The organism is Vibrio sp. 1069 (genome assembly GCF_033340555.1).
This window is the reverse complement of record NZ_JAWOWP010000002.1, coordinates 248701-260849: the sequence shown is the minus strand read 5'-3', so window position 1 is coordinate 260849 and position 12149 is coordinate 248701. Positions and strand designations below refer to the sequence as shown.

The 12149-nt window shown below is 44.7% G+C and carries 11 protein-coding genes; 3 read left to right on the top strand and 8 right to left on the bottom strand.

Annotation, left to right across the window (positions count from 1 at the left end):
• Positions 1–142: 142 nt before the first annotated feature.
• Both katG and R7040_RS04200 read right to left on the bottom strand, forming a co-directional pair.
• Positions 143–2317 (bottom strand): catalase/peroxidase HPI, encoded by a 2175-nt coding sequence (gene katG, locus R7040_RS04205; RefSeq protein ID WP_213967538.1) that lies wholly within the window; start codon positions 2315–2317, stop codon positions 143–145.
• Between the two features lie 186 nt (positions 2318–2503).
• Complete coding sequence (locus R7040_RS04200; RefSeq protein ID WP_318095427.1) at positions 2504–4045, bottom strand: glutamate synthase-related protein; 1542 nt, start codon at positions 4043–4045, stop codon at positions 2504–2506.
• Positions 4046–4201: 156 nt separating this feature from the next.
• On the opposite strand from R7040_RS04200, the gene R7040_RS04195 reads away from it, so the two are divergent.
• On the top strand, positions 4202–4681 hold the full coding sequence (locus R7040_RS04195) for an aminoacyl-tRNA deacylase (RefSeq protein WP_005376501.1): 480 nt from the start codon (positions 4202–4204) through the stop codon (positions 4679–4681).
• Between the two features lie 175 nt (positions 4682–4856).
• On the opposite strand, the gene R7040_RS04190 is transcribed toward R7040_RS04195, so the two are convergent.
• The 3 genes from R7040_RS04190 to R7040_RS04180 all read right to left on the bottom strand — a co-directional run bounded on the left by R7040_RS04190 (position 4857) and on the right by R7040_RS04180 (position 7530).
• Positions 4857–6269: a coniferyl aldehyde dehydrogenase gene (locus tag R7040_RS04190; RefSeq protein WP_033906502.1), complete on the bottom strand. Its 1413-nt coding sequence runs from the start codon at positions 6267–6269 to the stop codon at positions 4857–4859.
• A gap of 125 nt (positions 6270–6394) precedes the next feature.
• Positions 6395–6967 (bottom strand): GNAT family N-acetyltransferase, encoded by a 573-nt coding sequence (locus tag R7040_RS04185; protein WP_025767834.1) that lies wholly within the window; start codon positions 6965–6967, stop codon positions 6395–6397.
• A gap of 104 nt (positions 6968–7071) precedes the next feature.
• On the bottom strand, positions 7072–7530 hold the full coding sequence (locus R7040_RS04180) for an NUDIX hydrolase (RefSeq protein WP_005376504.1): 459 nt from the start codon (positions 7528–7530) through the stop codon (positions 7072–7074).
• Positions 7531–7699: 169 nt separating this feature from the next.
• On the opposite strand from R7040_RS04180, the gene R7040_RS04175 reads away from it, so the two are divergent.
• A complete protein-coding gene (locus R7040_RS04175) occupies positions 7700–8605 on the top strand; it encodes a DMT family transporter (RefSeq protein WP_171342914.1) in 906 nt (301 codons plus the stop codon).
• Between the two features lie 79 nt (positions 8606–8684).
• On the opposite strand, the gene R7040_RS04170 is transcribed toward R7040_RS04175, so the two are convergent.
• Complete coding sequence (locus tag R7040_RS04170; RefSeq protein WP_005376506.1) at positions 8685–8999, bottom strand: DMT family transporter; 315 nt, start codon at positions 8997–8999, stop codon at positions 8685–8687.
• A gap of 395 nt (positions 9000–9394) precedes the next feature.
• Here R7040_RS04170 and R7040_RS04165 point away from each other — a divergent pair, with 395 nt between their 5' ends.
• Positions 9395–10759, top strand: coding sequence for an endonuclease/exonuclease/phosphatase family protein (locus R7040_RS04165; protein ID WP_115386610.1), 1365 nt, complete (start codon positions 9395–9397; stop codon positions 10757–10759).
• 283 nt (positions 10760–11042) lie between these two features.
• On the opposite strand, the gene R7040_RS04160 is transcribed toward R7040_RS04165, so the two are convergent.
• Both R7040_RS04160 and R7040_RS04155 read right to left on the bottom strand, forming a co-directional pair.
• Positions 11043–11576 (bottom strand): hypothetical protein, encoded by a 534-nt coding sequence (locus tag R7040_RS04160; RefSeq protein ID WP_033906497.1) that lies wholly within the window; start codon positions 11574–11576, stop codon positions 11043–11045.
• Positions 11570–11956, bottom strand: coding sequence for an MAPEG family protein (locus R7040_RS04155; protein ID WP_005376510.1), 387 nt, complete (start codon positions 11954–11956; stop codon positions 11570–11572). The genes R7040_RS04160 and R7040_RS04155 overlap by 7 nt, the downstream gene beginning before the upstream one ends.
• Positions 11957–12149 lie beyond the last annotated feature (193 nt).

The window sequence follows — 12149 nt, the reverse complement described above, 5'->3', positions numbered from 1 at the left end:
GTCCAGTTATTATGGTTCAAATGAGCTTAATTTTCAATCAAAGTAACAATCAAAGTAAAAAGATAGGTAAAGAAAAAGGCGAGCTTTTCGCCCGCCTCTCTTACTTATTCATCAACCCATCTACCGACAGGCATCGTTTCACTTATTGCAAGTCAAAACGATCCGCGTTCATGACTTTCGTCCATGCGGCGATGAAGTCATGGATGAATTTTTCCTGATTATCATCTTGCGCATACACTTCCGCATACGAACGCAGGATCGAGTTTGAACCAAAGACAAGATCCACTCGAGTAGCCGTCCACTTCACAGCGTCGGTTTTACGATCACGGATTTCATATTGATTAGCACTCACTGGTTTCCACGTATATGCCATGTCAGTAAGGTTCACGAAGAAATCATTCGACAAAGTGCCGACTCGCTCAGTAAATACGCCCTCTTTTCCACCGCCGTAGTTACTGCCTAGAACGCGCATACCACCGATAAGTACCGTCATTTCTGGCGCCGTTAGCCCCATAAGCTGAGCACGATCTAATAAAAGCTCTTCTGGCTTAACCGCGTAGTCTTTCTTCAACCAATTTCGGAAACCGTCAGCGACAGGCTCAAGAACTTCGAATGATTCAACATCCGTCATCTCTTGGGCGGCATCACCTCGGCCTGGCGCGAATGGCACACATACATCATGACCTGCGGCACGCGCAGCCAGTTCAATACCTACGTTCCCAGCAAGCACGATAGCGTCTGCAACACTACAGCCCTCTTCTGCTGCTATTTTTTCTAACACCGCAAGAACACGGCTTAGACGTTCAGGTTCGTTCCCTTGCCAATCTTTTTGTGGAGCCAAGCGAATTCTCGCGCCATTTGCACCGCCTCGGCGGTCAGAGCCACGGTAGGTACGCGCACTATCCCACGCCGTACTTACTAACTCACTAATGGATAGGCCACTTGCTTCAATTTTTGTTTTCACTAAATCGACATCGTAGTCTGTCTTACCTGCGGGCGTTGGGTCTTGCCAAATAAGATCTTCGCTTGGCACATCAGGGCCGAAATAACATGATTTTGGTCCTAGATCGCGGTGTGTCAACTTAAACCAGGCACGAGCAAAAACGTCATCAAAGTACGCAGGGTCATTTTGGAACTTTTCTGCAATCTTACGATATTCAGGGTCCATTTTGAGCGCCATATCGGCGTCGGTCATGATTGGATTGTAGCGCTTAGAACCGTCTTCAACATCGACAGGCTTGTCTTCTTCTTCAATGTCGATTGGCTCCCATTGCCATGCACCTGCTGGGCTCTTTTTCAGTTCCCAGTCATACTTAAATAGTAGGTGGAAGTATCCGTAGTCCCATTGTGTAGGGTGTGTTGTCCAAGCACCTTCAATGCCACTCGTTACCGCGTCACGGCCAATGCCACGTGTTTTGTGGTTAATCCAGCCAAGACCTTGCTCATGAACGTCTGCTGCTTCGGGCTCTGGGCCAAGGTTTGCGGCATCACCATTACCATGACACTTACCCACCGTGTGACCACCAGCTGTGAGCGCGACGGTTTCTTCATCGTTCATTGCCATTCGCGCAAAGGTCACTCGCATGTCATGTGCTGTTTTGAGAGGATCTGGGTTACCGTCTACCCCTTCAGGGTTCACATAGATAAGACCCATCATTACCGCAGCAAGCGGGTTTTCTAAATCTCGCTCACCAGAGTATCGGCTGTTATCAGCGTCACTTGTGGCTAACCATTCTTGCTCAGACCCCCAGTAAGTGTCTTTTTCTGGGTGCCAGATGTCCTCTCGTCCAAACGCAAAGCCAAAGGTCTTAAAGCCCATGGATTCGTACGCCATGTTACCGGCAAGGACAATCAGGTCTGCCCAACTTAGTTTGTTGCCATATTTTTTCTTGATTGGCCATAAAAGGCGTCGAGCCTTATCCAGGTTGGCGTTATCTGGCCAAGAGTTGAGAGGAGCAAAGCGTTGGTTGCCTGTAGCAGCACCGCCACGGCCATCCGCAATACGATAACTGCCCGCTGCATGCCATGCCATTCGGATCATTAAACCACCGTAGTGTCCCCAGTCGGCAGGCCACCAGTCTTGGCTATCAGTCATTAAATCTTTTAAATCTTTTTTAAGTGCTTCGACATCTAGCTTTTTCAGTTCTTCTTTGTAATTAAAGTCCTGACCAAATGGGTTGGTTTTGGAGTCGTGTTGATGCAGGATGTCTAAGTTCAAGGCATTCGGCCACCAATCCATCACCGACTTATCTGTAGATGTTTGCCCACCATGCATAACTGGACATTTACCTACCGAACCGCCGTTTGCTTTGCTCATATAATGCTCCTTCGTGTCGTGGTTGTGGTAACCACTCTTTGTTATTCAATAAATCGAATATCCACCTCAAACAGCGTAGTTCATACACTGTTTTTTTAGTTAACGCCAAGTCAAAATTTCAAACATTTCAGCGAATAAATAATTGTTATCAAACATGTACCTATATGCAGAAAATATGGATAGAGATCAGTTTAAGTCCATACCTGAATACTTAATCCCAGACAGCCTCGCCATGTTGTGATCCCAGGTCGCTAAATCATGATGACTAAATTCATTCAGAGCGTGATGACCACACGCCCTCGCCATGACTTTCATGAGCTCGACCGAGGATTCGAAGAAATTTTTCAGTTGCAGGGATGACTTTTCAACGTCGAGACGCTGCCTCAAATCGGCATTTTGTGTCGCAATGCCTGCCGGGCAATTATTGGTGTTGCAGATGCGAGCCGCGACACAACCGATCGATTGCATCGCACTGTTTGCTATCGCTACTCCGTCTGCTCCAAGTGCCAACGCTTTGACAAAATCCGTAGGAACTCGCAACCCACCGGTGATGATTAATGTGACGCGGTCACTTGCACCTTTTTCATCTAAGTACTTACGTGCACGAGCTAATGCAGGAATGGTGGGCACACTAATATGATCACGGAACATAGTTGGCGCCGCACCCGTGCCACCACCGCGACCATCTAAGATGATGTAATCAGCCCCAGCATCAAGCGCAAACTGAATGTCTTGCTCAATATGGTTGGCACTGAGTTTAAATCCAATTGGAATACCGCCTGTGATGCCACGAACTCTGTCAGCAAACTTTCTGAAATCGTGAGTAGTGTGAAGATCTTTGAACGTTGGTGGTGATATCGCTGGTTGTCCTTCGGGGATGCCTCTCACCTGAGAGATCTTACCTACATTTTTATTTGCAGGCAGATGACCACCCGTGCCCGTTTTTGCTCCTTGCCCACCTTTAAAGTGAAACGCCTGAACATTAAGAAGCTTAGATTCGTCGTAGCCAAATTGAGCGCTAGCAAGCTCATAGAAATACCGTGAATTGGCGGCTTGCTCTTCCGGTGACATGCCACCCTCACCAGAGCAAATCCCAGTCCCTGCCAACTCTGCACCTTTTGCTAGTGCAATTTTCGCCTCTTCAGAAAGTGCGCCAAAACTCATGTCCGACACCAACAAAGGAATGGCGAGTCTGAGCGGCTTACGCGCGTTTGGTCCCACAATCAACTCGGTAGACACAGGAACGTCTTCCAACAACGGTTGTGTCGCCATTTGCGTCACCATGATTTGTATAGCATCCCAATGTGGTAGCAAATGCCTAGGAACCCCCATTGCAGCCATCGGACCATGATGACCGAGTTTAGAGAGTCCTTCTCTCGCTAATTGGTGGATAAACTCGAGGGTTGGTTCTTCTTGTGTAGCAGACGCTGTTGGTTTGTCTCTTTTCTCTCGCTTTTGTTCCGGTCCCTCTTTACCGACTTGCTCTGCGGTAAATCGCTTGTGTGTACCATCACAAAAAGGAGCATTGGCGGTATGCTTACATTGGCAGAGATAGGCATCTTCGTCTTTTTCCGCACTAAAGCTCATTGGCTTTAAGCCGGTTCCTGAATGAGACCCATCGCAGTAAGGTTGATTTTTAGAGCGCCCACATCGGCAGAAGTAATATTCTTGCCCAGCTTTCAACTCTACTTTGATCGGCTTGTTATCAGCGATGATTGGCTTGCTCATGTTGACCCCTATTTATTATTGTTAACCATGCTTTCTCGCTGGCTTGCAATAAGCGTAGAACAGGAGCGTAAAGAGCGTCAGTGTAGCCGAGTAAAATGCGCGATTGTCGCCCAACTAACCTATACTTTTTATGGGTCTCATACACGTGGAGGCTATATGACGATTGCAACCCGATTAGATGAATATTTGACTGAGCATAACATTCACTTTCAAACCGTGAATCACAGCCACAGTCATAGCTCGCTACAAAGTGGTGTTGCAGCAGGTGTGCCTTTAATGAATATCGCAAAAGGTGTGATTCTAGAGGATCATGAAGGGCGTCATATGATGGCGGTCTTACCTGCCAACAACAAAATCAGTTTGTCGAGATTAAACGACGAATTTAATGCCACCTTCCACTTGGTGAAAGAGCGTATGGTTTACCGACTCTTCACCGATTGTGAACACGGCGCTATTCCACCGATTGGTAGTCCTTACCACATGTCGACAGTTTGCGATGAAAGACTAGCAAACTTGGAACATGTCTACCTTGAAGCTGGCGATCATGAAACTCTGATTAAGCTGGACCGAAAGGCGTTTAAAGAACTGATGAACGACTGTAGATATCTAAGATTCAGCAGTGAAGTTCTGCATTAAACTTGCCAAGATCTCTCGACATTTCCTGAACAAGGCTCTTTCAACAAGAGCCTTTCTTTGTTTTGTTGGTAGCACGCGATGGAAGTTTCTCGGACTTTGGTGCTCAGCGTTTCAGAGCACATAGAAACAAAAAACCGCCTATTCGGGCGGTTTTTTATCAATCAAATCATAATTATTATCGAACAAAGATCTTTTGGATCGCTTTTATCGCCATAGCCCTACGGCGCATTAATACGCTCGTTCTTGGCAACCATTTCGGTGTGTGAAGAATGGTTTTCGCATGACTAAAAGTTCTGAATCCTTCCTCTCCGTGATAATGCCCAATACCCGATTCACCAACGCCACCAAAAGGCGCATCTTCAGCGCCAACATGTAAAACCGTATCATTAACGCCGACGCCACCACTGTGGGTGTTGCGTACAATATGTTTGATGGTCGATTTGTCGTCCGACATAACATACAGCGCAAGTGGTCTTTGGCGCTGATTAATGTAATCAATCGCTTCATCAACCGCATTGTAGGGCTTAACAGGTAGAAATGGCCCGAAGATCTCCTCTTGCATGATTCGCATATTCGGCGACACATCCGTGACCAAATGAGGATACAGAAGTCGTTCCTCTTGGGGCGACGCTTCAACAGTGTGAAGGTTAGCACCTTGCGCTTTTGCATCCTCAAGTAGCGCAGTCAAACGATCATATTGTCGTTGGTTGACAATATGGGTCAGCTTTTGATTCTTGTTGGATTTTAAATAGAGCTTTTCAAAACGTTTTAAGAATAGCGAAATGAACTCTTCGACACGTTCTTGCGGTACAAATGCGTAGTCAGGCGCGACACAAATCTGGCCTGCATTAATGCATTTACCAAACAAGATAGCATCAACGGCTTTCTTCATGTCTGCATCTTTTGCAATGATCACCGGGGACTTTCCACCCAACTCTAACGTCACCGGGGTAAGGTTTTCCGCTGCCGCTTTTGCCACTGCGCGACCAACACTCGTAGAACCCGTGAACAAAAGGTGATCGAATGGCAGTTGGCTGAATGCTTGTGCGACGTCTGCTTCACCCTCAAAAACTTCGACATACTCAGACAACCCACGGCAAATATCGACGATGACTTTATTGGTTTTTGGCGTAAATTCGCTGAGCTTCATCATCACGCGGTTGCCAGCAGCCAATGCTGTCACTAAAGGCGCAAGGCTCAAAATCACAGGAAAGTTCCACGGTGAAATGATCCCGACGACACCTAACGGTTGATACTGAACGGTGACTTTAGAAGGTGCGAGCAATAAGCCGGATTCGCGCTTGCTGGGTTTGCACCATTTTTTTAGTCGTTTGAGGGTATAATTAATATGCGAGACCGTTGGCAAAACGTCGGTCATGGCGGTATCAAATTCTGAGCGATAGCCAAAATCGTCACTTAACGCTTCAACCAAAGCTTGTTTGTTCTCAAGCAGCGATTTTTTTAACAAAACGAGGCGCTGTTTACGTTCATCCAAACTAGGATAAGGCTCGGCTGCATATGCCGCTTTTAAGCGTTCGAGGCTTTGCTGTAACAAGTTATCTACTTCAACCTCTGTGATTGCGTTCATGATGCTTCTCCTAGCCTAGTTTCTGCCAATGACGCCCCAAGTTAACACGAGCGCAACAATGTTACTATTGTAGCGCTCGTGAAGTTAGAGTTCGAACTCTGATTAAAATATCTCTAGGGTGGATACTACGTCAAACGTAGTTCATAAATGCCTAGTCGTTGAGAGCGGTCAAGCATATCGAACTCATGATCAACGTATTCTTTTAATGTGGCGCCTGCACGCTCAGCAATATTGATGCTAGCGATGTTATCTTCCATACAATGGAACTGAATGAATTGTGCGTGCCCTTTCTTCTTCAAGAAAGGGATCAATACTGCGAGTACTTGATCAATCACACGATGGCCTCGCCCATTGTTGGCAAGCCAGTAGCCAATTTCAGTAACACGTGTATGTGAATCCACACCTTTAATGCCAATAACACCCGTAAGTTGCTCATCAAAATAAATTGCGCACCAGTGGGAATCCAGCGCGTTACTGTTCACTCGCTGGGAAATGTAGTTAACGGCCTCTCTATGATTCGTGACAGAATCCGTCCAAGGTAGATAGCCCTCAAGGCTCTCTCGGTGAGTGTTCACAACCTCTAGTAAAGCGGACGCGTGTTTCGTGTTGAGGGGCTCAATTGAGACCCTTTGCGAGACGGAAAAACGCTTCTGTAAGTGATTTCCTTGATACGTCTCTTGGCATGTGACTTCATCCATAGATGTTATTCCTTTTTATTGTGAACGCTCAGCGCAAATCCTAACGCTTCATTTTATGAGAACAAACCTCTCTATAAAAACTAATCAAAGCCGTTGCCGTTCATTTAGCCCTTTTGATCGATCAGCGTAAATGGCGTTAGTGATGCCACATCTACATAATGTTTCCATACATGTTCATAGAGGTGATGCTGATTGGCAAACGGAGCCAGCTGCTTAGCTTCTTCAAGCGTACACCAGCGATACTCTGTATGCTCTTCGTTAAGAACAACTGATTGGTTAGGCGGACAAAATAGCACAAAACATGGGATAACCATGATACGGTTATTTTTTGCTTCGTAGAACTGCTCTAGAAAGTCTGCTGTATGTAACTCAACTTGGTCAATTAGTGTCTCTTCTTTTAACTCTCTTAAAATGGTTTGCCACCCGGCTTCACCCGCTTCGATACCACCTGCAACATGGCACCAATAGCCACCTTTTACGCGTTTGAGTAACAGCATTTTTTCTATGCCATCAATTTTTGAAATGACAACGCCTGAAACATGCGTTGCTTTTATCGGGATCATGTAAGCTCCTTAAATATCGAGTTTTTATTGTTACGCTGAAGAGAGGCAGATTAATTGCTACGTATTCTACTGTTTATTCATCTTGTCGACAGAAGTGTTTGAGTTGAGAGGATTTAATCACTAACTAAGTATGCTAAAGTGAGATCTGTCGCAACAAATGAGCAGTAAAATGTCCAATTCATTCAACACTATGATTCCCATCGGTGTGCGCTTTATGGTGCTTTCCGCGTTCGGCTTTGCTCTGATGTCAGCTACAGTAAAGCACGTCGGCAACTACGGCATCCCCGTTTTTGAAATCGTTGCAGCAAGAGCGCTCGTTTCACTTATCATTAGTTATTTCGATGTAAAGCGAAAACGAATTTCTGTATGGGGCAATAATAAGCCATTACTATTTGCACGCGGTGCTGTGGGTACGATGGCTCTGATGTGTGTATATTATTCAGTGACCACCTTACCTTTGGCAGAAGCGACGATATTCCAGTATATTCATCCGGTATTTACTGCACTACTCGCCGTATTTTTCTTGAAAGAGCGCATCCAGCCGTCAACTTTCCTTTGTATTGCGTTGTGCTTACTCGGCATCTATATCATGGTAAGCCCAGAAACTGGGCAAGGCTCAGATAGCGCTTTACCAATGTTTAGCGTCATGATTGCGATCTTAGGCGCATTTGGTAGCTCAATTGCCTACGTCATTGTCAGAAAACTGAGTCAGACAGAAGACAGCTCAGTGATCATTTTCTATTTCCCGTTGGTTGCTCTCCCCGCTTCACTCTTACTGATTGGCGACGATTTTATAATGCCCGATCTATATCTGACTTTCATGTTGGTTCTAGTTGGTGTCTTTACCCAAATTGGACAATTGGGGTTAACCAAAGCGATGCAAACTCAACAAGCGGGTAAAGCCTCCGCTTATTCGTATATCCAGATCGTATTTTCTGTGTTGTTGGGCATCATTTTCTTTGGCGAGGTTCCGATCATTTGGACGTACGTCGGTGGCGGTCTGATTGTTACAGGCGCATTAATTAATGCGTTTGGTCATCACTTACGGTTACCTTTTATTAAGCGCAACGCTTGATATACCTCGCCAGAACCGTAAACACGACATTTAGAAAAACAGCCAGAGTGACTCTGGCTGTTTTGTGTTTAGCCTAACGTTAAGCTGATATTTTTAACCCTGCGATACCAGCGACAATCATTAGCAAGCTTAAGGCTTTGATAAGTGTTGCTGGCTCATTGAACAGATAAATACTCACGACTGCCGTGCCTATTGCGCCAATCCCTACCCATACGCCATAAGCAATGCCTAAAGGCAAGGTTCTTAACGCAATGCCAAGCAACCAAAAGCTCAATAACATAAAGACAATAGTGAATGCCGAAGCGCCGAATTTGGTAAAGCCTTGTGAATATTTAAGACCGACAGCCCATGCGATTTCACACAGGCCCGCAATGAAGAGAATTCCCCAAGCCATGTCACATTTCCCAACGAGATGGGGTCGTCCCCGAGAAAAGATAGAGCGGTGAGGTCGTCCTCACTTCTGATTTACTGCTTATTATATACAGAAATTTAAACATAAAAAATAAAACACGGCGATAAGCATACAACTCAAACATCTCATGCACGCTTAAATTCTACGCTTTTCTTTTTAACGGTGGCGGGCTCTCTATGTTCGCATCAATAACGACACCGTTTTTTAACAATTTACATATAACCTTATGGTGTTGAAAGTGTTGCATTTATTGCACAAATCACACAAAAACTAATTGAACATGTAAATATGAAAACGTTTGTGTGACTAATATCGCTTAAAACAATGACTGATGACTTTAATATTCAGCCGAATTAATTATAAGGTATGACGTACCCATGAAAGCAATCAAAACCTCTATCGCTGTCCTTGTTGGCGCCGCTCTACTATCTGGATGTAATGACGACACTGAATACGTCAATGTTCAGCCTAAAGAAGTAAAAATAGCGACTTACAACCTCTCTTTTGACCGCGCTACCTTCGAAACTTTGGTAGGTGAAATGCAAATTGAACCAACGCAGCAAACTGCGTTGGTCACCTCTTATTTAGACGGTTCAATCGCAGCCGAAGACAAAACCACTGCGGAAAAAGTCATTCAAATTCGTAACGTTGCAGCAATCATTCAAAAGAATCGTCCTGATGTTCTTATGATGGCGGAATACAACAACGACGGAACAGGCGAAAACAAAGCAGCCATTGAAGGATTCCAGAAGAACTACCTGTCTGTCGCGCAAAGCATCAATGGCGCGGGCGGTGAAGCAAACCTTGAGCCTATTGAATACCCTTATGCTGAATCTTACTCAACTAATACAGGGTTGTTGAGTGAGTTTGATCTCGACAACAACGGAACCGCAGGTCAAATGCCAGGTGATGCATGGGGCTTTGGCATGTACCATGGTCAATATGCATTTGCCCTTATGTCTAAGTATAAAATTGACACAGCAAACACACGTACATTCCAAGCATTTAAATGGAAAGATATGGAAGGTGCGAAAATTCCAACCATTACTATCTGTGACGGTTCGCAAAAGATTCCAGACGGCATGAAGTGTGGTGATGAATGGTACTCAGCGGAAGAATGGGATCAAGTGCGTCTATCTTCGAAAAATCACGTCGACGCGCCAATCATCATTCCAACTCGCAATGGCGAAGAAGTTGTACACTTGTTGATGTCTCATCCTACTCCACCAGTATTCGACACCGGTAAAAACAAAGCGCAAAACGCAGCAGAAGTGGAGTTTTGGCATCATTACATTCAAGGTAAAGACTATTTTTACGACGATGCGGGTAAAACAGGTGGCTTAACGAACGGCACTAAATTCGTAATGATGGGTGATCAAAACCTTGATCCAGTGGCTGGTGACGGTATTAGCTCTGTAATGCAAGAGCTGCACAACGATCCATTGGTTAATCAAACCGTGATGAATGGTGAGCTTTACCCAACAAGCTTTGGTGCAGCTGAACACGCTGTTGACCGCAGTTCAACTCACCCATATCCGAATCGCATCACTTCAACGTTTGGCTTAGGAGTAGACTATGCCTTGCCTTCAGCAAATTTGAATGTAATAGACTCTGGTGTGTACTGGTCAGCGTCTTATGAAGAAGGCCGTAAACTATTTAACGATGCACGTATCGGTAAGTATGGTGATGGTAAGGATGTATCTTCCGACCATCGCATGATCTGGATTAAAGCACAGTTCTAGACTGCATAAAAAAAGCCAACCACAAGGAGTCGTGATTGGCTGTATATATTTGTGAACAAGATGGTTCACTAACAACGTCAGTTGGCTAGGTGACCCTCGGCTTAGAAAGGGTCACTCATACTAAAGCATGAGGCGTGCCAACTTTTCAGCGCACAAAAACAGGTTGTTATTTAATCACTTTCATTAAAACTTAACCAATAGCTACTGTTTGCTCACCGAATAAATTGCAATTTGCAAACTACCATTGGCATTTCGCAATAAACCTGATCTTTAGCTCTTGCTTTTATTGCTTCCTAGCTAAGTCGCGTGCAAGGATTAACGCAAGTCCGAATACTTGCAAGAAGAGTCCGATATTCTTGTACCAAGCGATCTTTTCATCCTGCTTTGCCATTACCTCATTGAGCTCTACATTCTCAATGTAGTAATTATCGATGCGGTCTCTATACGAAGCTTGTGCCTGATTTATCTTTGACATCAGTTGAGGAAGTTGATCAATTTTTATTTCATCCGACTCGTTGAGAACCCAAGAAGATAAATGCCCTGCTAATACCTCTTCTAGCTCTAAAGGTATCGCTACGCTCTGACTTATGTGCACATGCAGCAGTAAAGCTTCTCTTTTCCTTTCTAGGGTTTCCACACTGTTCCATGCGAGTTGGATGGAATACAAGTTTTCTGCTGTTTGCTCTGCGAGCTGCGAGTGCTGTTTACCCAACTTATCAAGGACTAAGCTAGTAACGATGATCGCGCCAATATTCAGTACTAATCCAATCAGAACGAGTACCCAAGGTGGTGGAATGTAACGTCGCAGACTTACCATAACTTATCGTATGGCAGGTAAATCATATTTAACACAACCAATGAAAGTATCACCAGAAATGTCACCTGCATCCCTCTAATGCGCTTTTTCAAGTCTTTTTTCAATATGCCTTTAGCATGAATAACTCGACCAATTACAAAAATAATACCGGTGAGATGTATCCATGTTGGGTAAGCACTATTGAATTCTAAAAGTGCCATTAAAATCAGGGTGATGGGGATATATTCTGTCGCATTACTCTGGGCACTACGAGCAATTTGTAGAGCCTCTACCCCACCATCTGCATAAGCAATTTGATTTAAGCGACGTTGCTTAATTACTTGAACAGCCAACCAAATAATGAGTATTGCGAGAATGTTGGCATACAGAGCTGTGATCATATGTCGTCCTTCTTGATCTGGTTTTCACTTATATAAGCGTGTCACTTGGCTATAACTATAGCGGTATCATTATGATAATGCGTCAAATAATCTCAAGTTATGATTTCTATTCGGGCAAAAAACGAAAGCCAATGCTTCATGACATTAAAAATGCCCTCGAATGGAGGGCATAAGAATAAAGAAGCTAATATGT

Excerpts from the sequence above, each read along its gene's own strand:
- katG (WP_213967538.1), bottom strand. The coding sequence starts at position 2,317 with ATGAGCAAAGCAAACGGCGGTTCGGTAGGTAAATGTCCAGTTATGCAT.
- R7040_RS04200 (WP_318095427.1), bottom strand. The coding sequence starts at position 4,045 with ATGAGCAAGCCAATCATCGCTGATAACAAGCCGATCAAAGTAGAGTTG.
- R7040_RS04170 (WP_005376506.1), bottom strand. The coding sequence starts at position 8,999 with ATGGCTTGGGGAATTCTCTTCATTGCGGGCCTGTGTGAAATCGCATGG.
- R7040_RS04190 (WP_033906502.1), bottom strand. The coding sequence starts at position 6,269 with ATGAACGCAATCACAGAGGTTGAAGTAGATAACTTGTTACAGCAAAGC.
- R7040_RS04175 (WP_171342914.1), top strand. The coding sequence starts at position 7,700 with ATGTCCAATTCATTCAACACTATGATTCCCATCGGTGTGCGCTTTATG.
- R7040_RS04155 (WP_005376510.1), bottom strand. The coding sequence starts at position 11,956 with ATGATCACAGCTCTGTATGCCAACATTCTCGCAATACTCATTATTTGG.
- R7040_RS04180 (WP_005376504.1), bottom strand. The coding sequence starts at position 7,530 with ATGATCCCGATAAAAGCAACGCATGTTTCAGGCGTTGTCATTTCAAAA.
- R7040_RS04165 (WP_115386610.1), top strand. The coding sequence starts at position 9,395 with ATGAAAGCAATCAAAACCTCTATCGCTGTCCTTGTTGGCGCCGCTCTA.
- R7040_RS04185 (WP_025767834.1), bottom strand. The coding sequence starts at position 6,967 with ATGGATGAAGTCACATGCCAAGAGACGTATCAAGGAAATCACTTACAG.
- R7040_RS04160 (WP_033906497.1), bottom strand. The coding sequence starts at position 11,576 with ATGGTAAGTCTGCGACGTTACATTCCACCACCTTGGGTACTCGTTCTG.
- R7040_RS04195 (WP_005376501.1), top strand. The coding sequence starts at position 4,202 with ATGACGATTGCAACCCGATTAGATGAATATTTGACTGAGCATAACATT.